Here is a 24935-nt window from a genome sequence, read left to right on the forward strand (position 1 = left end):
CCGACGAGCGACCCATTTCCGCCCGACAGCACGGCTGCGAGCCCGCTGAACGAGGTTGCGTCTTGGACGACAGAGGCGAGGACGACGACCGGGCGGCTCCGCCCGCTCCCGGCCTGCATGAAGCGGTCTTCTCGGCGGCGTCCGTCGGCCTCGCGCTGATCGCCGCGGACGGCCGGACTCTGCGCGACGCCAACCCTTTTCTCTGCCGCTTGCTCGGCTACACGCCCGGCTGCCTCTTCGGCGCGCCCGTCGCGAAGCTGCTCATCGACCGCACGCCTGTGCTCGCGCCCGGCATCCGGCGCTGGCGCAGGGCCGATGGCGAGGGCATCGACCTTCGCTTGACGATCACTCCGGCGGCGCAGGCAGGGGGGGAGCCTGACCTCGTCGCCGTGGTCGAGCCGGTCGACGCCGACGAACTCGTCCGTGCCGAGCAGAACCGCGACGCCGTCATCGCCGCCGGCCTCGGCGAGTGGCGCTGGGAGGCGGCGCGCGGCCAAGTCTCGCTCTCGCGCCGCGCCGGCGAGATCCTCGGCCATCCGGCCGGCCGCTCCGCGCGTTGGGCCACGATGCAGGCGGGCTTCTCCTCGCGGAACTATCAGCGCATCGAGCAGGTCGTGACCGCGGCGCTGGCTCGTCGCGAGTCTTGGGAGTTCGAGAGCCGCTTTGTCCGTGGCGGCGACGGCGAGGAGATCGCCATCGGCGTGCGCGGCCAGCCGATCTACGGCGCCGACGGGGCGCTCAGCGGCATGGTCGGCATCGTCTGTAACGTCACGCAGCGCATCGAGGCGCAGCGGCTGTTGCGAGAGCATGAACAGCGCCTGCGCGTCGCCACCTCCCTGGCCGAGCTCGGCATCTTCGAGTGGCACCTACTCGACGATGCGGCGATCTGGGAGAACGAACGCATGTTCGAGATCTTCGGGCGCCGGCGGGAAGAGGGTGGCCTCGGAAAGGGTGAGTTCCTCAATAGGATCGTCCACCCCGAGGATCGCACGACGGTGCGCCGGGAGATCATGAAGGCGCTGCGCAAGGACGGCATCCTCCAGGTCTCCGGCCGGATCAGGCATTTCGAAACCGGTGCCTGGCGCAGCATCGAGATGGCGGGCCGTTTCGAGCGTGACGCTCCGGAGCAATTGCCGACGCGGCTGATCGGGGTGGTCGCTGACGTCACCGACCGTCGTCAGGCGCAGGAGCGCCAGAGCCTGCTGATCCGCGAACTGCACCACCGAGTGAAGAACACGCTGGCCACGGTGCAGGCGATCGTCGGCTCGACAGCCCGCACGGCGACGAGCATCGACAGCTTCTACGAGGCCTTTGTCGGCCGCATCAAATCGCTGTCGCACACGCATTCGGTGCTCACCGAGGACACTTGGCAGACGGCGAGCCTGCATGGCCTGCTGTCCAATGAGCTGACGCCGTATCTCGGAACCGGTGTGGAGGGCGGCCTTGAATCCCGCGTCTCCCTCGATGGGCCGGAGGTCGACCTGCCCTCGGACATCGCCGTGCCGATCGGAATGGCGATCCACGAACTCACCACCAACGCGGCGAAATACGGCGCGCTCTCGACGCGTCAGGGCCGGATCAGCGTGAGCTGGTCGATCCTACCGGGCGGCGAGGCCGGCATCCTGCATCTGGCCTGGCGTGAGAGCGACGGACCGCCGGTCACCGCGCCGTCGCGCCAGGGGTTCGGCTCAAGGTTGCTGCAGCGGGTCCTGACCACGCAGGTCCAGGCTCAAGTGCACAGCGAGTACGCCGCGGATGGGTTCCGTCTGATCATGCAGGCGCCGCTGCCCGGCCGAAACGCGGCGCTCAACCCGCTGGTCTGACGTGGTTTGCCGCCTAACTAGTGCGCGCAAGCATCAGGCCGCGCCGCGAGCGGCCGTCTCTCCGCCGGAATCCACGAAGGCCTTCAACTCGTCGAGCGACTGGAAGGTGAATTTTCCGCGCGGCGTGTCGGCCTGGATCGTTCCGTTGGCGAACATGACGTAGGTGTTGGCGCCGGACGAGTAGGTTCCGACGACCTGCAACTCCTCGGGTTTCTGCGGCTCAGTCTCCGTGGCCGATGGCTCCTCGGCAACCGGGGCGACATCCACGGCGGCGGCTTTGTTCTCTGGGGCCGGGTCTTCGAGGGCTGGCCGCAGCGCGAACTCTTCCTGAGCCGGGTCGGGCTCTGGAGCGGCCACGGCGGCTTGTTCCTCGATCGGCATGTCGGGGGCGGCGCGCGGACCATGCCCGACCTGGTCGTCGGGCCAGGCGAACAGGTCCTCATCCTGCAAGATCGGCTCGCCAGGCGCGGGCGGCGGCACCGGGCCGGGCACGGCCGGCGGGGGCAGGTCCGGCAACGGCAGCGTCGGCTCGGCTTCGAGGGAGCGGGCCGGCGTCGGATCGAGGGATGGGCGACGGTCCCGGCTGAACATGTCACGCGCGGCTCCGAGCGCAACTCCGGCGAGGCCGGCCGCGCCGGCCGTGGCAGCGGCCGCGCCGGCCGTGGCAGCGGCCGGCCCGATCGAGACGGGCGCGGCCTCCTCGATGGCGGGCGCGTGCAACGGGACGGCCGTCGCGGTGAGAGCTGGTTCGGACACGACGTCGCCGCCGTGGCGCTGGCCGAGCCGCGAGATGAGCCGCCTCACCTCGATGAGCGCCATGGCGATGCCGAGCAGCACCGCGCCTGCGGACGCCGCCGTGGCACCACCCATCACCAGGACCTGCCCACTCTCGAGGCGGACGTAGGGGAAGCCCTGCGTCACCGCGGCGATGCCGCCGAGGATCATGACGAGGCTGAGCGCAAACAGCGCGACGATCATGGGATACTCATGTACGGCCGCAGCGAGGGCTGCGGGTGTTGCGGCGAGGATAAAGCTCTGAGGTGCTTTTTCAAAATTGAGTGACCGGACGCGGCGGGCTTGCGCACAGCCGCACGATCGACGCAGGACGATCATGCGACATTGCGGCGTTGCCGAGGCGGCGACGTGACTTACCTACAGGCCGGTCGTCCCGAGAGGCCACACGCACTCAGCGTGCGCCAAGACCGACCTGCGCCCCGGGGCTCAACCGACACGGAGTGACCAGATGACCCTGACCTTGCCAGAGCTTCCCTACGCCTACGACGCGCTCGGCCCGTACATGTCGAAGGAAACCCTCGAGTTTCACCACGACAAGCACCACAAGACCTATGTCGACACGGCCAACAAGCTGCTCGAAGGCAGCGAGCTCGAGGGCAAGAGCATCGAGGAGATCGTCAAGGCCTCGCACGGCTCGAACCAGCCGCTCTTCAACAACGCCGCGCAGCACTTCAACCACCTCCATTTCTGGAACTGGCTGAAGCCCAACGGCGGTGGTCAGCCCCCGGCTGCGCTCGCCAAGAAGATCGACGAGGATCTCGGCGGCTACGAGAAGTTCAAGGCCGACTTCGTCCAGGCCGGCATCGGCCAGTTCGGCTCCGGCTGGGCCTGGGTCGCGGTGAAGGACGGCAAGCTCGCCATCATGAAGACCCCGAACGGCGAGAACCCGCTGGTGCATGGCGCCAAGCCGATCCTCGGCGTCGATGTCTGGGAGCACTCCTACTACATCGACTACCGCAACCGCCGTCCCGACTACCTCAAGGCCTTCGTCGAGAACATGATCAACTGGGAATACGTCGAGAAGCTCTACGGCGAAGCGAAATAAGCCGGCTTAGTATCGCCGTTTCGGCGATGTGCGATCGAAGCCGTCCCTGTTTGGGGGCGGCTTCTTTCGTTTCCGATACCGTGGCGCGCTGCTCTGGCCGCTTGCTTGTGCTGCCACGCCGCGCCTAGACCTGCCGCCGGATCCCCCCCTTCTGATCCGGGTCGAAGAAAGACGATGATCCGCTCGATCCTCTCCGTCGGCGGCTGGACGCTGGTCTCGCGGGTGACGGGATTTGCCCGTGACGTGGTGATGGCGGCGATCATGGGCGCCGGCCCCATCGCCGACGCCTTCGTCGTCGCCTTCCGCCTGCCGAACCATTTCCGTGCGATCTTCGGCGAAGGCGCCTTCAACACCGCCTTCGTGCCGGCTTATGCGCGCCTGGAGGAGGCGGGAGAGGCCGGGGCGGCCAAACGCTTCGCCGACCGCGTCTTCACGCTGATGCTCGTCGTGCAGATCGTGCTGCTCGCCCTCGCCTGGCCGGCGATGCCCTGGGTGGTGAAGGCGCTCGCGCCGGGCTTTTCGCAGGACCCCCAGCGCTTCGATCTCGCGGTCTCGCTGACGCGGATCACCTTCCCCTACCTGCTGTTCATGACGCTGGTGACGCTGTTCTCCGGCGTGCTGAACGCCCATCGCAAGTTCGCGGTGGCGGCGGGGGCGCCGGTGCTGCTGAATCTGGCGATGCTGGCGGCTTTGGCGCTGGTCGGCCTGTTTCCGAACGCGGGCTACGCCGCCGCCTGGGGCGTCACGGTCTCCGGCGTGCTGCAATTCGCCCTGGTCTGGTGGGCCTGCCGCCGTGGCGGCTACGCACCGAACACGACGCGTCCGACGCTTCGCGACCCCGACATGCGCCGCTTCTTCAAGGTGCTCGGCCCGGCGGTGATCGGCTCGGCCGGTTTCCAGATCGCCTCCTTCGCCGACACGATCATAGCGAGCTTCCTGCCAGTGGGTGCGGTCTCGGCGCTCTACTATGCCGACCGGCTCTACCAGCTCCCCTTCGGTGTCATCGCCATCGCGGCCGGCACCGTGCTGCTCCCCGAGATGAGCCGGAGGCTCGCGGCAGGGGACGCCGCCGGAGCCCATGCCGCGCAGAACCGGGCCGCCGGGTTCTCATTGGCACTGTCGGCCCCCTTCATGGTGGCCTTCCTGACGCTGCCCGGGCTGATCATGGCCGCGCTTTTCCAGCGGGGCGCCTTTTCCGCGGAGGACGCGGCCCGCGCGGCTTCGGTGCTGGCGGCCTACGGGATCTCGCTGCCGGCCGTCGTCCTGGTGCGAAGCGCCGTGGCGAGCTTCTACGCGCGCCAGGACACGGTGACGCCGCTCGTCGCCTCGCTCACGGGCATCGCGGTCAACGTGCTGCTGAAGATCGTCCTCACCGGCCCCTACGGCGTGACGGGCCTCGCCCTGGCCACCGCAGTCGGCCAGTGGATCAACCTGATCCTGCTCTACGGTCTGGCCATGCGGCGCGGTTGGACGGCGCCGGGCCGGACGCTCGGAGTAACGGTGCTCGGCGTGGCGATCGCCTGCGTGGTGCTGTCATTGCTCGCGGTCTACGGGCTGCCCTTCGCTGAGCAGATCGTGCCGCCGCTGCCGCATCTGCGCGAGATCGCGGTGCTCTCGGTGCTCGGCGTTGCCGGGGCGGTCGCCTACGCAGGCACCCTGGTCGCCGTTCTCGCCGCGTTCGGGCTGCGGCTCAAGCGGGCCTGATCATTCTTCGCCGGCCAGCGACCATTCCAGCACGCGGGCGAGGTGGTCGTACTCGTTGTAGGCGCGGGCATATTGCGGGTAGGGCCGCGAGACGTAGGCTGCCTCGCCCGTCATGAAGCGCGCGATCAGACCGCGCAGCCGGGCAACATGTTCGTCGACGATGCCGTCCACCGTGCGCGCCTCCCCCTGCGGCGGCTTCACCGGCACGGGCCGGAACGGCTCGCGCCCGCCCGAGGCGTGGACGTAGAGCAGGTCCGGCGTGGTCGTGGCCTTCATCCCGTCGAAGGCGCCGTGCATCAGCATCGCGGCTTCCAGCGTGAGCTGCGGCGAGAAGCCGGCAAAGACCGTCTTGTTGCTCGGCGGCGCGCCGGTCTTGAAGTCGACGATGCAGTGGGTGCCATCCTGCCGTGCCTCGATGCGGTCGGCACGCCCGGTCAGGGCGAAGCTTTCCTGGCCCAGCGGGATCGTCCACTTGCCCCCGATTTCCGGGCGGATCTGCGCCAGCTCGGGCCGGCGCGCGCGCTCCCAGGTCAGGAAGGCCGCGGCCATGCGCTGGAAGCGCGGAAACCACTCGGCGAAGAGTTCGGGATAGTCCCGCTTCACCCAGGCGAACTCGTCCTCGGCTAGCCGGTCGAGATCCGCCTTGGCCCGGTCCGGATCGTCGATGGCGTCGGGATAGAGCCCGACGAATTTCGCCATGACGTCGTGAACCAGCGTGCCGCGCTCGCTGGCACCGGGCGGCACGGCGAGATCGTCGAGGGCTTCGAGGCCGAGCACGTATTCCGCAAAGATCGAATAGGGGTCGCGCACCAGCCGCTCGATGCGCGTCACGCTGAGACTGCGCGGAAACAAAGCCGGGTCCGGCTTCGGTGCTGGCCGGGCTAAACGCGGTGTGCGAGCATCACCGCTGCTGTCGATGGCGACGGCATAACCGCGCAGGCGCTGGCCGGCCGCGATCGATACCTGCCAGGCCTCCTCGCCGGAAAATGCGCGCAGCCGCTGCAGAAAGCGGGAGGGTACCGTCGGCGTGCCCTCGCGTTTGGCGGCGCGGGTGACCACGGCGTCGTGGCAGCCGAGCGCCTGCACGAAGTCGTGCGCGCTCTGGCCGATGCGCCGCTCCGGCGGGTTCAACCCGACTCGAATCCGCATCGGCCGATTGAGAAAGGCGTCGGTCTTGGTCCGCATCGGCCAGACGCCTTCGTCGAGGCCGCCGAGGATGATGCGGTCGACGCTCAAGAGCCGCGCCTCGAGCAGGCCGAGGATGCGCAGCCGCGGATGCACAGCCGCCGGCATCGCGACGATCGTGCGATCCTGGGCGAGGGCGGCGAAGAAGGCCGGATAGTCGCGCAGCTCTCCGGCCAATTCCTCGGTGGTGGCGAAACCGAGATCGTCGAACAGGCTGTCGAGCACATCGAGCGACTGATCGCCGGGCGCTCCGGCGGGGTCGTCGGCCGGGGCGTCCATCAGACGCTCGCAAGTCGCGCGGTGATGCTCCGCTACGCCGACGAGGTTGCAGATGCCCTCGCAGGCATCGGCAAATCCCGCAAAAGCCGCGTCGAGACGCTCGATGAGCATCTCGGCCAGATCCCAGTCGATGGGTTTCAGGCGGCGTCGCGCCCGCGGCACGCGGCCGGTGCTCGATCGCGCCTTGCGTGCCGCCTCTCGAAGCCCATCGAATCCCGGGCGCGGCGCCGGCCCGCGCAGCACCCCAATCTCCAGGGCGGCCGTACCGCGCACCACCTCGCTTCGCGTCAGCCCGAGGCGGGTGAAGGGATGCGACAGCAAAGCGATGACTCGCGCCGGTTCCACGGCCACGGCGAGCTCGGCGGCGAGCCGGGCGAAGCGGCCGGCCGGCGCGCGCGCGAGGCTCGCGCCGGCGGAATCCTCTGCCGCGATGCCCCAACGGGCGAGCTCCGCCGAGACGCGCATCGCCAGCATCCGGTCCGGCGTGACGAGGGCCGCCGTGGCATCGGGCGTCTCCAGCGTCTCGCGCATCGCCAGCGCGATCACCAGGGCTTCCTCGCGCTCGTCCAGGGTCTCGACCACGGCGATGCCGTCGAGGCCTCTGCTCGCGATCGCGACCCGCGCGTCGGTGTCGATCTCCGCCCAGGCGTCGGTGGTCTCGGCCGGACGCAGCGCCTGGGACAACACAGCCTGCCGCGCCTCCGCGGCGGGCGACGGCACGCCGAGGGGGACGACATCCGGGCGGTCGACGGCGAGACAGCCCGGCCCGAGCAGCCGGTGCAGGATGGCTTGCGGATGGCCGTGCGCGATCTCCTCGTCCGTCTCGATCGCGTCCCAACCCTCCGCGTCGAGGCCCTGATCGAGGCCGGGCAGCACCACGGCGCCGCGGGGCAGGGCGGCGATCGCTGCGATGAGCTTGGCGGTGGCCGGGACCGAGCCCGTCGAGCCGGCGACGATCACCGGGTCGGATGGCGTTTCCCGACGCAGCCGTTCGGCTTCGGCCAGCACCATCAGCCGCGAGCGGGCGACGGGGTCGCTCAAGCCGCGCTCGGCGAGGATGCCGGGCCAATGCTCGGCGGCGATCTTCAGGAAGTCGAGGGTCAGTCCAAAATAGCGCGAGTGCTCGGCTTCCACCGCCGCGCCGATCTCCTTCCAGGGCAGGCCCTCGACGGTGAGGGCATCCATCAGGCGTTCCAGATCCGCTGCGAGGCTGAGGGAGTCGGCCGGGGACGAGGGCACCAGGAAGGGCACGTCGTCGCTGATCGGCAGCAGGTTTCGGTCGATTGCGTTCGACCAGCCCTGCACCAGCCGTGAGAGGGTCAGCCGGCGCTCCAGCGGCGGCATCGCCGGATTCAGCGCCTGCGCGGCGGTCTCGAGCTGCGGGCTCGCCGCGAGGTCGAGCTCCGCTTCGTCGGCCTCGCCGAGCGGGATCATCCGCGGCAGCAAAGCCGCGTGCCCGAGCCTCTCCGAGAGGATCGCCGACAGGGCCGGCACGGCGCGCCGCGTCGGTAGGTAGAGGGTGACCGCACCCAGCGCGAAGGGATCGCTGCCGACATCGCCCACGAGCCGCCCGGAGACCAGCGCGTCGGCCAGTGTCGGCAGGAACGGGACGCCGGGTGGGATCGTGAAGATGTGGGACGCGGGCATGGCTCGCGCCTTCTAGCATCGGCTGCGGGCCGAAACCTAAGGCGCGGTGGCGCTCTCCTTCACACGCGTCTCGGCGGCGGCGATGGCTTCCGGCGTGCCGACATGGAGCCATTGGCCGTCGAGGCGTAAGCCGTACAAGCGCTCGCGCTCGATGGCGCGGCCGAAGAGCAGGGTGAGGGAGAACGAGCCCTCCGGCGTGTCCGCGAAGAGCTCGGGCTTCACGATCGCGACGCCTGCATAGATGAAAGGCGCCACCTCGCGCTCGCCGCGCCAGGTCAGGCGGCTGTCGGGGTCCATGAAGAAGTCGCCGGCGCCCTCGTAACCGAGGCTCGTCGCGGTGGGAGCGACGAGGAGCAGGATGTCCATCGTCTCCGGATCCCAGGTCTCGATGAGACGGGACAGGTTGGGCCGGGGTCCTTCCAGCCAGAACGAGTCGGAATTGAAGATCACGAAGGGCTCGCTGCCGAAATGCGCCAGTGCCTTTTTCACGCCGCCGCCGGTCTCGAGCAGTGCGTCGCGCTCGTCGGAGATGGTGATGGACGGAGCTCCGGTGCGGTGGCCGAGATGGCCTTCCATCTGGTCAGCGAGCCAGTGGATGTTGACGACGGCCTCGCTGATACCGCCTTCCGCCGCCCGGTCGAGGGCGTGGTCGATCAACGCCTTGCCGGCGACCTCGACGAGAGGCTTGGGCACCGTCGCGGTGATCGGACGCATCCGCTTGCCGAGGCCAGCCGCGAGGACGAAGGCGCGCGAGATCGCGGGCTGTTGGGGGGCGTCGCTCATACCGGCCGGCTCTCTCGAAGGCACAGGCACAGGCCGTGCCGCGGCATCCTGTTCACGGCGCTTGCCGCGTCAAGCGGAGATGCCGGAGGTCGGTCAGTCCGGCAGCCGCATGCTGCCGTCGGGCAACAGGGTGAATTCCGGATTCCAGGCGACCTCCCAGAGGAAGCCGTCGGGATCGGCGAAGTAGCCGATATAGCCGCCCCAGAACACGTCGTGCCCGGCCTTCACCAGCGTCGCCCCGGCCTCGACGGCCTTGGCCAGCACCGCATCGGTCTCCTCGCGACTCGCCGTGTTGTAGGCGAGCGAGAAGCCGCGAAAGCCGCTGCCCTCTACGGGCAAGCCGGCGTCGCGCGCGAGATTTTCACGCGGGTAGAGTGAGAGGGCGAGGCCGCCGAGCTGGAAGAAGGCGACGCCTTCGGCCGCCTTCACTGACCGCGTCCAGCCGAGCGCCTCGTAGAACCGGATCGCGCGAGACAGATCGTCGGTGCCAAGGGTGATCAGGGTCAGGCGTGGCTGCATGGTGGGATCCTCTCCTGTGGCCGAGAAGCAGAGGCGCGCGGCCACCGGCGGTCACATGCCCTGCCAAGCCCGCTTGAACGCTCCCCTCACGACGGTTGATTGGCCGGTGCCCCGATCGACCGTCATGGTCATCTGGAGTTCGTCGCGTTCGAGTCGGAAGCCGATGGCAAACGGGCGATTGCTGACCCAGTTGCGTCCGACGTCCTGCCAGCGTCCGGCCCCGCTGACGACGGTGCCCCCCGCGCCATCCAAAGTGGCCTGCCAGCCGTTATTCGCGATCACGGACAGGCGGCCACCGAGGCGAACGAACGCGATGCTGCAAGTCGGGCACGCGCCCGCGTTTGAAGCGACCTGCCCCCACTCGCCGAGCAGCGCATCGCCGTCGCCTGCATGCGATGGGTCAGCCGTCGTCGCCAGAACCGGGAGCACCACCGCGATCGCTCTGAGCGTACCCCACACCGAACGTGCTCCGATCTTCTGTGCCATGCGGGCGTGCCTCGCCTGGGTCATTCGCCTCAGCCGACGAGGTCCGGCAGGTGCCTGGCGTGCCAGGCCCTCAGGCTTTCGAGGGCCGGATGGGCGAGGTTGCGCGCGAGATAGCTCTCGATCCGCGGCAGGTGGGCGAGGTAGCCCGGCTTGCCGTCACGCTTGTTCAGCCGGGCAAAGATGCCGAGGATCTTCGTGGCACGCTGTGCCGCCAGCACCGCATAGGCGCGGGCGAAGGCCTGCATGTCGAAGTTCTGGTCGCGGGCGCGGCGCTCGCGGATGTAGAGGCCGAGCAGGCGCAGCTCGAAATCGGCGCTCGCATCGACGCGGGCATCCTGGAGCAGCGAGGCGAGGTCATAGGCCGGGTGGCCGAGCACTGCGTCCTGGAAATCGATCACGCCGACCCGCTCCAGGCCATCGCGATCCGGGAGCCAGATCAGGTTCGGAGAGTGGTAGTCGCGAAGCGTCCAGGTGGGCGGTTCGGCCAGAAGGTCGTTCAGCGCATCCGTCCAGAGGGCGAGGAACTCGCGGCGACCCGTCTCGTCGAGGGAGCTGCCCTTATGGGCCGTGTACCACTCGGGCATCAGCTCGGCTTCGAACAGCAACGCCTCAAGATCGTAGGGTGGCAGGTGGTGATCGATGCCGTCGGCCACGGGCAAGACGGGCGGCAGCTCGGTGGCGTGAAGTCGAGCGAGCAGGCGCACCGCCTCCGAGTAGCGCTCGGGACGCGGCGCGCCGTTCTCGACCACCGGCTCGCGGCCGAGGTCTTCTATGATCAGCAGGCCCTGCTCGCGATCCTCCGCGTAGATCTTCGGTGCCGAGAAGCCGAGCGCGCGCAGGCCTCGATCCATGGCGACGAAGGCGTCGACGTTCTCGGCGAGCTTGACGATGGCGCTGTAGGGCTTTCCTCCGCGCACCGGGGGTCCGTCGGCACGAGCCGGGGCGATCATCAGCACGGCGCTGGAGCCATCCGGCTTCACCAGCCGCTCGTAAGCACGGGCTGAGGCATCACCCTGCATGAACTGGCGCTCGGCCTCGTCCCAACCGCTGCGGCCGAGCAGGGCGCGGATGGCCCGGGCCCGTTCGAGCCGAGCGCGCATGCTGTTGAGACCGTCGATGCGCACGAAGCGCGCGCCCTCGCCGAATTCCGGCCGGAGCGACAGCTCCACCGTGAGGATCGGCGTGGCCCGCGGCTCCATCCGCTCCGGCCACTCGACCAGCGTGATCGCCGCCTCGGTGATCTCGTCGAAGCCGAGCTCGACCAGCTCGTCGGGGCCGCGCAGCCGATACAGGTCGGCATGGATGATCGCCGCGCCGGGCTGGTCGCCGCGGGGTTTGGCCTCGTAGGGCTGGATCAGTGTGAAGGTCGGGCTCGGGACTTCGAGATCGTAGTCGCCTGTGAGCTCCCGGATCATGGCGCGGGCGAGCACAGTCTTGCCGCCGCCGAGGCCGCCGGACAGCGCCACCAGGTCGCCCGGTACGAGCATGCCGGCGAGGAAGGCTCCCAGATCCTCGGTGGCGCCCTCTTCGGGCAGCACGATCTCCCAGGGCTTCAGCGCGGCAGCCTCCGCCTCGGCGCCCTGCACCCCCTGGATGGTCTCCCGATCCTCGTTCACCGCGCTCTCCTCCGCCCCAGGCCCTCCGCGTGGATCGGCCATGCGCGAAGGTCAATCTGTCTTGGGGCAACCTTAGACTGAATTTTCCTTGGTTCGTCAGCCCTTGGGGGTATCTGCGCCGGTTTCTACCCAGCCGGATGTATCCCCTTTCGCGCTGTCTACTCCGCCGCCTCGCGGTTCCCTTCGGGCGTCTGCAGCGGGAAGATGCAGGTGACGCTGGTGCCGACCCCGAGGGTCGACTCGATGCCGACCCGGCCGCCATGCAGCTCGACGAAGGAGCGCACGATAGAGAGGCCAAGCCCGACGCCGCGGTGCTTGGTGCCCAGCGTATGGCTCTCGAACCGGTCGAAGACCCGCGCGATCACGTCTGGCGGGATGCCGCGGCCGTGGTCGATCACCCTGAGCACCAGCTCGTCGGAGGTGCGTCGTGCCTCGACCTGCACCCGTTGGCCGGGCCGCGAGAAGCCCACCGCGTTCGAGAGCAGGTTGAAGAGGATCTGGCGCACCCGCTTGGCATCGGCGGGGAAGCTGCCGACGTTGCCGGGCACGTCGAGATCGAGGGCGACGTTCGATTCCTTGAGCCGGTCCTCGACGCCCCGCGCCGCCGCCTCGATGGTCGAGCGCACATCGACGGTCTCGCGCTGGAGCGCCAGCGAATGCGCGTCGATCGAGGCGAGGTCGAGGATGTCGTTGATGATGGCCAGCAGCGCCGAGGAGGAGCCGCGAATATGGTCGGCATATTCGCGCTGGCGGCCGTTGAGCGGTCCGACGGTCTCGTCTCCAAGCAGCTCGGTGAAGCCGATGATGTTGGTGAGCGGCGAGCGCAGCTCGTAGGAGACGTGATGGACGAAGGTGTCGCGTAGCTGTGCGGCGCGTTCGAGGGCGTCGTTCTTCTCGGTGAGCGCCCGCTCGACGTTCACGCTCGCGGTAACGTCGATGAAGGTCAGCAGGGTCGCGTTGGCGGGCAGCGGCTGGGCGGTACAGTCGAGGACCGAGCCGTCGAGCACCTCCAGGCGACAGGACAGGCCCGAGCGGGTCTCGCTCAGGCCTGTGACGATCCCGCGGATGTCCATCCAGGGCGCCGGGTCTGGCGACAGCGTGCGACAGGCCGCGATTACCGCGTCGATCCGCGGGTTCTCGCTCACCGCAGCCTCGCTGATACGCCAGACGGTGCGGAAGGCCTGATTGGCGATCCTCAGGCGGCCATCGGCTCCGAACAGGGCGACCGGTTCCTTGAGGGTGTCGAGAGTCTCGGCCTGCTCCTTCATCGCCGCCGAGTAGCGGGATTCAAGCATCAGGTTCTCTGAGACGTCCTGGAACAGGTAGGTCAGACCGCCCTGCGGGTTGGGGTCGGCGATCACGTTCAGCGTGCGGCCGTCGGGCAAGTACCATGGTCCGTCCGTCGCCTCGACGGCGCGATAGGCGGCGAGCACCTCGGCCTTCCAGCTCCGGAAATCGGCCTGCTCCGGAAGTTTGCGCATCACCCGCAGCCGGTCGAGAATCTCGCCGTCGAGGGGGCGGCTGTCGAGGAAGGCGGGATCGAGGTCCCAGAGCTTCTGATAAGCGGCGTTGTGGAAGATCAGGCGCTGGCCCTGATCGAACATCGCCACTGCCGTCGGGAGCTGGTCGAGGGTGCGGACATGGGCCGCCATCTGGCGCTGGTGGTCGGCTTTCACGCTCTCGAGGTCCGTGACGTCGACGGCGATGCCGACCCGGCTGCCCTCGGCCGTGCTCTCGCTGACATCGAGGATGCGTCGTGCGCCCGCGACGACGGCGGACAGGCGCAGGGCTTGGGTCGCGCCGCCGAGCCCGGTCTCCTCGCGCGCGACCCGCTCGCGCGCACCGCGGTCGAGGAGTTCGGTGCCGGCCTGGAGCACCGCGTCGCGGCTGCCACCCTCGACGGCCGAGACATAGGCGGTGTTGACGAAGGACAGCGCGCCGGCCCGGTTACGGTGCCAGACCGGTTGCGGAATCGCGTCGAGCAGGCCGTGTAGGGCGAGGATCTCGTCCGCGGCAGCATCGACGCTGGCCCGGGCCTCGATCAGCGCCCGGTGTTCGCCGGTGGTCTCGCGCAGGCGCAGGAGTGCCCGGCCGCTCACCGCCTGACCATGCGCCTCGACGAAACGGCCCGATTGCGTGCGCAGGGTACGGCGGAAGCCGGTGCCGCGCCGGCACAGGGATTCGATCGCGGCCTCCAGCGCGGTCGCGTCGGCTTGGAGAAGCCAGGTGCTGAAGGCGAAGATGCGCCGGCTCGCGGAATGGGCCTGCACCACGGCACCGAGATGCGTGCCGTCGAGCGCAAAGCTCGGATCGCCCTCGATGGTCGGTTCGCCGCGTCCTGCCCAGGCGATGATTATCTGGCTGTCGGCATTGAGCAGCAACTCGGCCCGGTCGTCGGCGCCCTGGAGAGCGACGAGAGCACTCTGGAGGGCCAGTTCGCGGCGGTTCCAGCCGGCGCGCTCGCGCAGGTAGAGCAGAGACAAGATGGTCGCGAAGGCGGTCAGTCCGACGAGAACGACGAGGACGCTGCCACTATGCGCCGGAAAGGCGTGCATCAGCGGACCCGCCGGCGCCACGGAGTCCTGCGCGGTCGCCGTGTGCGGCGCCGAGGCAAAGACCACGCACAGAGCGCCGGCGCGCGTCAGGCTGCGCGCCGCCCGTTCAAGCCCCATGACCCCCACCGTCTCCAAGACCCGCCCGCGGACCGCCGACGGGGTGCAGCCGGAGCGCTCCAACGAGCATCCCGGCTGGCAATCGCTGCCGATTCCGCTCCCGACATCGGCCGAACGCGAAGCACTCTCACCCGAGAATCGGTTCACCATATCTCGGTGCCGAATCGCGCCGGAAGGGGGAATTCGGCGCGTGACTCACGCCGGCGGCGGTGGGCGCAGAAAAGACACAGTCAGAAAAACCGATCTTGACTTCGGCTCACGTTGATGGATCGTTTTTGGACTGAGAACGAAACAGGAAAAGCCCGGCGCAAGGCCGGGCTTTCCAGTCGTCATCAAGTCTTCGGCGGATTGAAGCCGAAGGGGTAAGATCAGTAACGGTAGTGCTCGGGCTTGAACGGGCCGTTCTCGCCGACGCCGATATAGGCGGCCTGATCAGGCCGAAGCTTCGAAAGCTTCACGCCGATCTTCTCAAGGTGGAGTTTGGCGACCTTTTCGTCGAGCGCCTTCGGCAGAGTGTAGACCTGCTTCTCGTACTTGCCCGGGTTGGTCCAGAGTTCGATCTGGGCGAGCGTCTGATTGGTGAAGGAGGCCGACATCACGAAGGACGGGTGGCCGGTAGCGTTGCCGAGGTTCACCAGGCGGCCTTCCGACAGCAGGATGATGCGGTGGCCGTCGGCGAAGGTGATCTCGTCGACCTGCGGCTTGATGTTGTTCCAGGTGAGGTTCTTCAGGCCGGCGACCTGAATCTCGTTGTCGAAATGGCCGATGTTGCAGACGATCGCACGGTCCTTCATGGCCCGCATGTGTTCGATCGTGATGATGTCCTTGTTGCCGGTGGCGGTGACGAAGATGTCGGCGCGCGGGGCGGCCTCTTCCATCGTCACGACCTCGTAGCCTTCCATGGCGGCCTGGAGAGCGCAGATCGGATCGATCTCCGAGACGAGCACGCGGCAGCCGGCGTTGCGGAGCGAGGCGGACGAGCCCTTGCCCACGTCGCCGAAGCCCGCGACCATCGCGACCTTGCCGGCCATCATCACGTCGGTGCCGCGGCGGATACCGTCGACCAGCGACTCCTTGCAGCCGTAGAGGTTGTCGAACTTCGACTTGGTGACCGAGTCGTTCACGTTGATCGCCGGGAAGAGCAGCTTGCCCTCCTTGGCGAGGTTGTAGAGGCGATGAACGCCGGTAGTGGTCTCCTCGGAGACGCCCTTGATCGCGTCGGCGAGGCCGGCGAACCAGCCCTTCGGCTTTTCGGCGAGCTTCTTCTTGAGGAGGGCGAAGAACACCTCCTCCTCTTCGCTCTCCGGCTTGTCCAGGAAGGCGGTGTCGCCGTTCTCGGCGCGCAGGCCGAGATGCACGAACATCGTGGCGTCGCCGCCGTCGTCGAGGATCATGTTCGGCGTACCGCCGTCATGCCAGTCGAACAGGCGGGCGGTGTAGTTCCAGTAGTCTTCCAGGGTCTCGCCCTTCACGGCGAAGACCGGGATGCCGGCGGCGGCGATGGCGGCTGCGGCGTGGTCCTGGGTCGAGTAGATGTTGCACGAGACCCAGCGGATGTCGGCGCCGAGAACCTTCAGCGTCTCGATGAGCACTGCGGTCTGGATCGTCATGTGCAGCGAGCCGGCGATCTTGGCGCCCTTGAGCGGCTGCGATGCGCCGTATTCCTCACGGGTGGCCATGAGGCCCGGCATCTCGGTCTCGGCGATCGAGATCTCCTTGCGGCCGTAATCGGCCAGCGCGATGTCCTTGACGATGTAATCGGTGGCGGCAGCCATGTGTCCAAATCCTCTTGCTGTGCCGGCGTTCGGCCGTCCCTAGCAGGCCGCTCGATAGGAATCAATCAAGACATAAAGATGTCTTTATATAAGTTCGAAGCTGGCTACGGCTCCCGAGGAACTGGAGGGCGGTTTCCGCGACCTCGACGGATCGCCGCCGCGCTCGATCATCGAAAGGGCCAAGCACTCTTGCCGAGGTCTCGCACCGGCCGCTATCACCGCATCGCCGAGTCTGACGAGGACTGGATGCGTATTCTTTCTGCCCTTGCGGTCTCGCTGCTGTGGCTCACGGCGCTCGCCGTCTCCGGTCATCCGGCTCCCGCGCAGGCCGCCTCCGGCCGCGTTGCTTTGCTGATCGCCAACGCGGATTATCCCGACAGCGACGCCGAGCTGCCGACGCCGAAGAACGATGCTGCGGCCCTGTCCGAGGAACTGAGCCGCCGCGGCTTCGCGGTCGAGGTCGTGACCAACCTCACCAAGGACCGCTTCCAGAGCGCGATCGACGGCTTCATGCGCCGGATCGAGCCGGGCTCCACGGCACTGATCTTCTACAGCGGCTTCGCGATCCAGGTTGCTCGGAAGAACTACCTGATCCCGATCGACGCGAAGATCTGGAGCGAGCCGAACGTCCTGGAGGAGGCGATCGGAGTCGATGCCCTGATGGCCGATGCGGCCAAGCGCGGCGCAAGCAGTCGGGTGCTGGTGCTCGATGCCTCGCGCCGTAACCCATTCGAGCGCCGTTATCGAAGCTTCTCGACCGGGCTAGCGCCGGCCGCGGCGCAGCCGGGCTCGCTGGTGCTGTATTCGGCCGCTGCCGGAAGCGTCGTCAACGAGACGACCGCCAACCGCGGCCTGTTCGCGACGGAACTCGTGAAACAGATCGCCCTGTCGGGGATCAGTGCCGAGCAGGCCTTCGGCGCGACGCGCGATGCCCTGTCCAAGGCGAGCAAGGGCCAGCAGATTCCCGCCCTGGTCTCGGGTCTCGAAGATCCGTTCTCTTTCGACCAGAATTGGGTGAGGCCGGCCGTCTCGAAGCCGCCGCCGGCTGCAGTCGAGAACAAGGCGCCGCCCCCGCCCTCCAACAAGCCTGTCGCCGTCGAGCCGAAGCCTGAACCGGAAGCGCCGGTGGCGAAGCTCGAACTCCCACCCGACCCGAGCGATCCCCCGCTATCCCCGGCGGCTGCGGATCCCTCCGCCGCGATCGAGCCGAAATCCACTCCGCCGGCCGACACCAAGCCGTCGCAGCCGGTGCAGACGGCTACGAAGGAGCCGGCCGCGCCGGCTGCGAGCGAGGCGACGACATTGCGCGAATTCGAGGATGCGAAGGCCATCGGCTCGCGGGAGTCGTATCAGGACTTTCTGGACCGGCATCCCGATGGGTCCCTGGCCGCGCAGGCGCGTGCCGAGATCGCCAAACTCGACGCCGCCGCGCTGCCGCAGCCGGCCCAGCCGCCGACCTACACGCCTGCCGAGAGCGCGCGGAAAGCGGCGCTCGACGCGGCCATCAAGAAGAATCCGGCCGATGAGCAGGCCTATTACGAGCGCGGCCAGTTCCATGCCCAGCGCGGGGACACGGTGCCGGCGATCGCCGATTTCGACCAGTCGATCCGGATGAACCCCAGCAATCCCGACGCCTACAACAACCGCTGTTGGATGCAGGCCGTGAGCGGCGCGCTGGATCGTGCGCGGGCCGATTGCGATCAGGCCCTGAAGCTGCGCCCGAACTACGTCGACGCCCTCGATAGCCGCGGCTTCGTGAACCTCAAGGCCAGCCGTTTCCGCGCCGCCGTGGCCGATTACGATGCGGCTCTGCGGATCGACCCAGCGCACAGCTCCTCGCTCTATGGGCGGGGTATCGCCAAGCGCCGGCTCGGTCTGACCGGGCAGTCGGAGAAGGACTTTGCCGGCGCCCTGCAGCTCAATGCCCGCATCGGCGAAGAATTCGCCGGCTACGGGCTGCGCTGAGCCAGGGAAAAGGGGTGAATCGACTGGGGAGGACAGCAGCCGCAAGGCCAGGGCCTTGCCCGAAGACTGGAATGATCTGTCGTTTCGTGTCGCGGCGCACGGCTGATCTGTGGGTTGCCTGTCATCACGTCGTTGATCGGCGCGCCGCGCCGTGTGAAGACAACCGAGGCACAGGATGTCGCAGGCGTCGACTCCTTCGCCCTGTCATGGGAGGCTCTGATGGTGAGCTCAGCACGTGCGGTCCGCCGGGTGATCGGGTTGGGTGCCCTTGCCTTGGTCGTCTTGTCACAACCGGCCGGCGCGCAGGAGGTGACCGAGCAGCAGATCGTGCGGGCGCTGATGCCGCCGAAGACACGCGGTCTCTCGCTCGGTGCGCCGACCCCGGCCCCGGCCGAGGTCGTCAGCCCGGACAAGGCCTTCGTCGACTCCCTGCGCGGGCGGTCGACGCGCTCCTTGAGCCTCGGCGACCGGGTGAAGCTCGATACCGTCGCCGCGGACAAGCCCGCGATCGACCTCGTGATGGAGTTCGATTTCAACTCCGACATCCTGCGTGGCGATGCGCTGGCCACCGCAGACAAGCTCGGCAAGGCGCTGTCGAACCCCGAACTGAGGGGCCAAACCTTCATGATTGCCGGTCATACCGACGCCAAAGGCGGCGAGGACCCGAACCAGAAACTTTCAGAGCGCCGTGCCGACGCCGTGAAGCGCTATCTGGTCGAAACCTATCGCATCCCGGCCGACACCCTGATCGGCGTCGGCTACGGCAAGTCGCATCTCAAGAACGGGAGTGATCCGTTCGGGCGCGAGAACCGCCGCGTGCAGGCCGTCAACATGCTCCAGGTCAAGACCGCCGAGCGCTGACTGCTCGCAGCCGGCGGGTCCGGCTGCACGAACGACACCCATGGACGGCCCGGTAGTGGTCGAGACGGAGCAGCGGGGGCATGCGCGAGGATCCCATCGGGCGATGGTTCTGTGACGTCTTCGGGGTTGCGTCGATCCTCGCTTGCCTCGTGACGCCCGCGCTGGCCGAGAGCACGCCCGAGGGCACCAGCGTCGTCGGCGTACGCGCGGGCGCTGCTTGCCTGAAAGAGCAGGTCCGGATCAGCGGCTTCGCGCTAGCCCGCGAGGAGAGCGGCGCCAGTGTTCCGCTCGAAGGCTACCGTATTACCGAAATCCTGGTCGGCGAGGGCGACACCGTCACCGCCGGGCAGGAACTCCTGCGTGCGACGCGGCTCGGGGCCGAGGCGGGGCGGCCTGCCCAGGCCCTGCCGCCGAGCTATAGCCTGCGCGCGCCGATCGCCGGCCGCATCACCAAGCTCAACGTGCGCGTCGGCATGGTCACCAGCCTGCCTTCGGCCGCGCCATCGGCCTCGGGCCAGCCGCCGGAGCCGCAGGTGCGGATCATGGCCGATGCCGGCATCGATCTGCTGGTCGACGTGCCGAGCCTGTTCGTCACCAAGATCCGCACCGGGCTCACCGCGCGCATCCTCTCGGAGGACGGCCGCGAGGCTGCCGGCACAGTCCGCGTTCCGGCGAGCGAGGTCGATCCCGCGACCCAGCTCGGCCGCGCCCGCCTCTCCGTGGAGCCGGCGACGGCCCTGCGCCCTGGCCAATTCGCGAGTGCCGTGCTCGAGACGGCGCGCGATTGCGGCCTGTCGGTGCCACGCACGGCGGTGAGCTACCGCAACGGCGAGGCGACGGTTCAGGTGTTGAACGGGACGGCGGTCGAGACACGCAGCGTCCGCACGGGGCTGTTCGACGAGAACACCATCCGCATCAGCGACGGGCTCAGCGAAGGCGAGCCCATTGTCGCGAATTCCGGCAACGACCTGCGGGCCGGCGACAAGGTGCGTGCGGTGATCCCCGCCGCCGGCGGAGCATCGCGATAGACATGGGCCACTGATGTCGCTCAACATCTCGGCGCTTGCGATCAAGCGGCCCCTGCCTTCGGTCGTCTTCTCGATCATCCTGCTCATCCTCGGCTGGACGAGCTTCATGCGGCTGCCGGTCACGCGGCTGCCGAGCGCCGACATCCCGCTGGTCTCCGTCGTCGTCTCGCAATTCGGGGCCGCGCCCGCCGAAATCGAGGCGCAGGTCACCAAGACCGTCGAGGACGGCGTCTCCGGCGTCGAAGGCGTGCGCCACATCGCGTCCTCAGTCACAGACGGCCTCTCGATCACCACCATCGCCTTCCGCCTGGAGACCAACACCGACCGGGCGCTGAACGACGTCAAGGATGCGGTGACGCGCATCCGGGCGAACCTGCCGCGCAGCGTCCAGGAACCGCTGATTCAGCGCGTCGACGTGGTCGGTCTGCCGATCGTCACCTACGCCGCTGCCGCCCAGGGCAAGAGCCCGGAGCAGATCTCCTGGTTCATGGAGAACACCGTCAAGCGCTCCCTCCAGGACCTAAAGGGCGTGGCGCAGGTCGAGGTGATCGGCGGCGTCGAACGCGAGATCGGCGTGGCGCTCGATCCAGACCGGCTCCAAGCCTTCGGCCTGACGGCGGCGGATGTGAGCCGGCGGCTCTACGGCACCAACATCACCGTCACCGGCGGTAGGGCCGAGATCGGCGGCCGCGACCAGGCGATCCGCACCCTGGCCTCCGCCAAGACGCTCGAGGAGCTCGCCGGCACCATGATCACGCTGCCGAGCGGCGGCGAGGTCAGGCTGCAGGACCTCGGCATGGTCACTGACGGCATCGCCGACCGGCGCACCTTCGCCCGGCACAACGGCGAGCCGACGGTGGCAGTCGGCATCAAGCGCGCTCAGGGCGCCAGCGATGTCGTGGTGGCCAAGGCCGTCGCCAAGCGCATCAAGGAGATCAAGGCCGAGAACCCGGATTACGACCTGAGCCTGATCGACACCTCGGTCGATTTCACGCTCGGCAATTACGAGGCGGCGATCCACACCCTGTTCGAGGGCGCCATCCTCGCCGTGGTCATCGTGTTCCTGTTCCTGCGCGACCTACGGGCAACGGTGATCGTGGCCGTGTCTCTGCCGCTGTCGATCTTCCCCGCCTTCTGGGCGATGGACATGCTCGGCTTCTCGCTGAACCTGATCAGCTTCCTCGCCATCACGCTCTCGACCGGCATCCTCGTCGACGATTCCATCGTCGAAATCGAGAATATCGTCCGGCACATGCGAATGGGGAAGAACCCGATCCGGGCCGCCATGGACGCCGCCGACGAGATCGGGCTCGCCGTCGTGGCGATCTCGCTCACCATCATCGCGATCTTCGCGCCGGCGAGCTTCATGTCCGGCATCGCAGGCCAGTTCTTCAAGCAGTTCGGCATCACCGTCGCGGTGCAGGTGTTCTTTTCGCTGATCGCGGCACGCTTCGTCACGCCGATGCTCGCCGCCTACCTGATGAAGCCGCACCAGGCCGAGGAGAAGTCGCCGGGGCCGGTGCTGCGCGCCTATACGAAGTTGGTGACGCTCTCGGTCGAATGGTCCTTCGTCACCGTTCTGATCGGCCTCGCCTTCTTCGCGGCCTCGATCGCCAGCGTCGGGCTGCTCTCGAAGGGATTCTTGCCGGCTCAGGATACCGCGCGCTCGGTGATGGCGCTGGAGCTGCCGCCGGGCGCGCAACTCTCCGATACCGAGAAGACCACCGAGCAGGTCGTCTCGGTGATCCGCGGGCTGCCCGAGGTGCGCAGCGTCTTCGTCGATGGCGGCCGCGTGCCCAAGGAGCCGGTGGAGTTCCGGCGCGCCTCGCTGATCATCAACTACACTCCGAAGGCCGAGCGATCGATCACGCAGGTCGAGCTGCAGCGCGAGATCGGCAAGCGCTTGAGGCAGGTGCCGGACATCCGCTTCTACTTCGTCGACGAGAACGGCCTGCGCGCGATCTCCCTCGTGGTACGCGGCCCGGATCCGCGCATCGTCGCCAACGTCGCCAACGAGTTGGCTGGCCAGATGCGCCGCCTGCCGACCGTGGCGAACGTCATCTCGGGCACTACCCTCGATAGGCCCGAGCTTCAGATCCGTCCGCGCCTCGACCTCGCCGCGCGTCTCGGCGTCTCGCCGACGATCCTCGCCGAGACGATCCGCGTCGCCACCATCGGCGATGTCGGCCCCGCGCTCGCCAAGTTCGATGCCGGCGACCGGCTTGTGCCGATCAGGGTGCAACTCGACGACAAGGCGCGCGCCAACCGCCACATCCTGGAGCAATTGCGGGTGCCGAAGGGCGGCGGCGGCTCGATCCCGCTCTCGGCCATCGCCGATCTCGACTTCCAGCAGGGCCCGTCGAATATCGGCCGCTACGATCGCCAGCGGCAGGCAACGGTGGCCTGCGACCTCGTCGGAATGGCCGCGCTGGGCGACGTGCTGAAGTCGATCGACACGCTGCCGGTGATGAAGTCGCTGCCCAAGGGCGTCACGGTGAGCCAGTCGGGCGATGCCGAAAGCCTCAACGAACTCTCGGAGGGCTTCACCCAGGCGATCAGTGCCGGTCTGATGATGGTCTACGCGGTGCTGGTCCTGCTGTTCGGCTCGTTCCTGCTGCCGCTGACCATCCTGTTCTCGCTGCCGCTTTCGCTCGGCGGCGCGGTGATCGCGCTGATGGTTACCGGCAAGCAGCTCACGACGCCGGTGTCCATCGGCATCCTGATGCTGATGGGCATCGTGACCAAGAACGCGATCATGCTGGTCGATTTCGCGGTGGAGTCGATCCGCCACGGCATGCCGCGGGACGCCGCGATCATCGATGCCGGCCAAAAGCGCGCCCGGCCCATCGTGATGACCACCATCGCCATGGTCGCCGGAATGCTGCCCTCGGCGCTTGCCTTCGGCATCGGCGGCGAGTTCCGTTCGCCCATGGCGATCGCCGTGATCGGCGGCCTGATCCTGTCGACGCTGCTGTCGCTGGTCTTCGTCCCCGCGGTCTTCGTGGTGATGATGAAGCTGTCCGGTGGATCGGAAACGGTGTTCCGGCGGATCAGCTCCCGGTTCGGTGGCCGCAAGACGCAGGCGGATTCGGGCGAGGCGTCGGCCAATGCCACGAACCCGCTGCCCCATGGCGCGATGCCTCAGAGCGCCGGCACTGCCTCTCCTTTGCGCTGAGGGCCGGTTGCCGACAGGCATTCGTCGAGAAATGCCATGACGTCTTCCGAGAAGCCGTAGCGCTCGAATTCGCAGAACGGGACACCAGCCGCGACGAGTGCCTCGGCGCAGCCGACATAATCGCCGGGTGCCGTGTCGTCGATCTCGCCGAAGCGCGACGCGAAAGACAGGGTCCCGAGCGAAATATCACCGAAACCGTGCCGCGTGCGCCAGTCGGCACCGTGACTGAGGAGCAGCTGTGCCATCTCCGCATCGCCGCGGAAGATGACGAGGTTCAGGGCGGTGGTGTCCCAGGCCGTCTTCACCTCGGTCGGCCAGCCGAGACTGAGCATGGTGCGCACTGCCTCGGTGTCTCCGATGTCGGCCAGTTGCGGCATCACCTGGAGCTGCACTGAGCCGAGCCGCGCGACAACATCCGGTACGCGGGCCAGGATCGTGCGCGCCCCGGCCTCGTCGGCCCGCGTGCAGGCCACGACGAATGCGTCCTCTTCGCTCAGCGCCTCGTCGACCCCTCTCTCGCGCAGCAGGCCGACCACGTCCTCGCGTCCATGCAGGAGTGCCCAGCGGAACAGGCTGACGCCGTTGTCGTCCTCGGCGCGCGGATCGGCCCCGTGGTCGAGCAGGGCGCGGACATGGTTCAGCGAGCGGCCACGCAGGATGGCATGGTGAATCCAGGGCCGCTCGCTCGCATCACCGCCATGCGAGAGGAGAAGCAGCAGCCCGTCGAGTCGATCGAAGTCGAGCACGCGGCCGATGGCGTTGGTGCGGATCACGCGCGCGCCGGCATCGAGCAGGAGCCGGGTGCAGGCGAGGTCGCGGCTTTCTACCGAATGGTAGAGCGACTCGCCGTCATCCGTTTTTGCTCCGGCATCCAGCAGCAGCCGCGTCATGGCTGGATGGTGCGTTCGGCCGGCGGCTCCGTAGAGCGCGGGAAGCGGCGAGTCGGGAAAGCGAGTGTCGATCCATGTAGCGTTGGGGTCGGCTCCGGCGCGCAGCAACAGTTCGGCGCTCGCGAGGAGGCCCGCCACGAAGGGCTGTTCGAGGATGAGACGGGAATGGGTGACGGCGATGAGCGGCGTCATGCCCGAGGGACCGCCGGGACGGTGGACCCAGTCCGCGTCGGCGGAGAGGGCTTGCCGGATGCGAGGCGTGTCGCCGGTCACGCAGGCTAGCCAGGGATCGTCGGCGAAAAGCGCAGGTCCCTCGCGAAGCATCCGGATCGCCGATCCTCGGGCGCTGGAATTGCCCTCGAAGACCCAGCTCAGCCAGGTCTCGATGCGCTTGGCCGCGGCGCTGCGCTTCCATTCGACGAGCCGCTTCAGCTCGCTCCATGAGGCGAAGCCGTATTCGCGAGCCACGACGGATTGCGCGTCATGCAGCTTGAGCGCGTCTTCGGCGAGGGCCGCGATCTGCCGGTTTTGGAGAGCGGGCAGCGTCTCGATGAAGCGCTGAACGGCCGTTGACTCGCCCGCCAGGGCGTCTCGCAGCAGGGCTTTCGCCTGCTTCTTCAAGTGAGACAGGTCGGGGGATGCAGGAAGGGTCTTCACGGTGCCTCCATGTGCATGAGGCCGAAGACC

Annotated in this window: 16 protein-coding genes; 7 read left to right on the forward strand and 9 right to left on the reverse strand. The window is 68.1% G+C overall.

What is annotated here, in order from left to right; all coding sequences use genetic code 11:
• The first annotated feature begins 62 nt into the window (after positions 1 to 62).
• Complete coding sequence (locus tag GGR33_RS03115) at positions 63 to 1823, forward strand: sensor histidine kinase (protein ID WP_183501893.1); 1761 nt, start codon at positions 63 to 65, stop codon at positions 1821 to 1823.
• Between the two features lie 33 nt (positions 1824 to 1856).
• Here the strand turns inward: GGR33_RS03115 and GGR33_RS03120 are convergent, their stop codons facing one another.
• Complete coding sequence (locus GGR33_RS03120) at positions 1857 to 2801, reverse strand: hypothetical protein (protein WP_183501894.1); 945 nt, start codon at positions 2799 to 2801, stop codon at positions 1857 to 1859.
• 265 nt (positions 2802 to 3066) lie between these two features.
• Between GGR33_RS03120 and GGR33_RS03125 the strand changes: the two genes are divergently transcribed.
• Together GGR33_RS03125 and murJ are read left to right on the forward strand one after the other, a co-directional pair.
• Positions 3067 to 3663: a superoxide dismutase gene (locus GGR33_RS03125; protein ID WP_183501895.1), complete on the forward strand. Its 597-nt coding sequence runs from the start codon at positions 3067 to 3069 to the stop codon at positions 3661 to 3663.
• 174 nt (positions 3664 to 3837) lie between these two features.
• A complete protein-coding gene (gene murJ, locus GGR33_RS03130; protein WP_183501896.1) occupies positions 3838 to 5367 on the forward strand; it encodes a murein biosynthesis integral membrane protein MurJ in 1530 nt (509 codons plus the stop codon).
• On the opposite strand, the gene addB is transcribed toward murJ, so the two are convergent.
• The 7 genes from addB to ahcY all read right to left on the reverse strand — a co-directional run bounded on the left by addB (position 5368) and on the right by ahcY (position 16329).
• Positions 5368 to 8478 (reverse strand): double-strand break repair protein AddB, encoded by a 3111-nt coding sequence (addB, locus tag GGR33_RS03135; RefSeq protein WP_183501897.1) that lies wholly within the window; start codon positions 8476 to 8478, stop codon positions 5368 to 5370.
• 36 nt (positions 8479 to 8514) lie between these two features.
• Positions 8515 to 9261, reverse strand: coding sequence for a nucleotidyltransferase family protein (locus GGR33_RS03140; RefSeq protein ID WP_183501898.1), 747 nt, complete (start codon positions 9259 to 9261; stop codon positions 8515 to 8517).
• Positions 9262 to 9354: 93 nt separating this feature from the next.
• Positions 9355 to 9780, reverse strand: coding sequence for a VOC family protein (locus GGR33_RS03145; protein ID WP_183501899.1), 426 nt, complete (start codon positions 9778 to 9780; stop codon positions 9355 to 9357).
• Positions 9781 to 9831: 51 nt separating this feature from the next.
• Positions 9832 to 10266, reverse strand: a complete 435-nt coding sequence (locus GGR33_RS03150) for a hypothetical protein (RefSeq protein ID WP_183501900.1) — start codon at positions 10264 to 10266, stop codon at positions 9832 to 9834.
• Positions 10267 to 10295: 29 nt separating this feature from the next.
• On the reverse strand, positions 10296 to 11924 hold the full coding sequence (gene tsaE / locus GGR33_RS03155; protein ID WP_183501901.1) for a tRNA (adenosine(37)-N6)-threonylcarbamoyltransferase complex ATPase subunit type 1 TsaE: 1629 nt from the start codon (positions 11922 to 11924) through the stop codon (positions 10296 to 10298).
• A 116-nt stretch (positions 11925 to 12040) separates the two neighbouring features.
• Positions 12041 to 14554 (reverse strand): sensor histidine kinase, encoded by a 2514-nt coding sequence (locus GGR33_RS03160; protein ID WP_183501902.1) that lies wholly within the window; start codon positions 14552 to 14554, stop codon positions 12041 to 12043.
• 368 nt (positions 14555 to 14922) lie between these two features.
• Positions 14923 to 16329: an adenosylhomocysteinase gene (gene ahcY, locus GGR33_RS03165; RefSeq protein WP_183501903.1), complete on the reverse strand. Its 1407-nt coding sequence runs from the start codon at positions 16327 to 16329 to the stop codon at positions 14923 to 14925.
• 246 nt (positions 16330 to 16575) lie between these two features.
• On the opposite strand from ahcY, the gene GGR33_RS03170 reads away from it, so the two are divergent.
• From GGR33_RS03170 to GGR33_RS03185, 4 genes are all read left to right on the forward strand, one after another.
• Positions 16576 to 18294, forward strand: coding sequence for a caspase family protein (locus GGR33_RS03170; protein ID WP_183501904.1), 1719 nt, complete (start codon positions 16576 to 16578; stop codon positions 18292 to 18294).
• A 219-nt stretch (positions 18295 to 18513) separates the two neighbouring features.
• A complete protein-coding gene (locus GGR33_RS03175; RefSeq protein ID WP_183501905.1) occupies positions 18514 to 19155 on the forward strand; it encodes an OmpA family protein in 642 nt (213 codons plus the stop codon).
• Positions 19156 to 19235: 80 nt separating this feature from the next.
• Positions 19236 to 20183, forward strand: coding sequence for an efflux RND transporter periplasmic adaptor subunit (locus tag GGR33_RS03180; protein WP_183501906.1), 948 nt, complete (start codon positions 19236 to 19238; stop codon positions 20181 to 20183).
• A gap of 13 nt (positions 20184 to 20196) precedes the next feature.
• Complete coding sequence (locus tag GGR33_RS03185; protein ID WP_183501907.1) at positions 20197 to 23358, forward strand: efflux RND transporter permease subunit; 3162 nt, start codon at positions 20197 to 20199, stop codon at positions 23356 to 23358.
• On the opposite strand, the gene GGR33_RS03190 is transcribed toward GGR33_RS03185, so the two are convergent.
• Entirely contained in the window at positions 23325 to 24905 is a 1581-nt protein-coding gene (locus tag GGR33_RS03190; protein WP_183501908.1) for an ankyrin repeat domain-containing protein, read from the reverse strand. The two genes, GGR33_RS03185 and GGR33_RS03190, sit on opposite strands and share 34 nt — an antisense overlap.
• Positions 24906 to 24935: the final 30 nt, after the last annotated feature.

Origin of the sequence: Methylobacterium brachythecii (assembly GCF_014196345.1) — a bacterium.
In the GTDB taxonomy this organism is placed as follows: domain Bacteria; phylum Pseudomonadota; class Alphaproteobacteria; order Rhizobiales; family Beijerinckiaceae; genus Methylobacterium; species Methylobacterium brachythecii.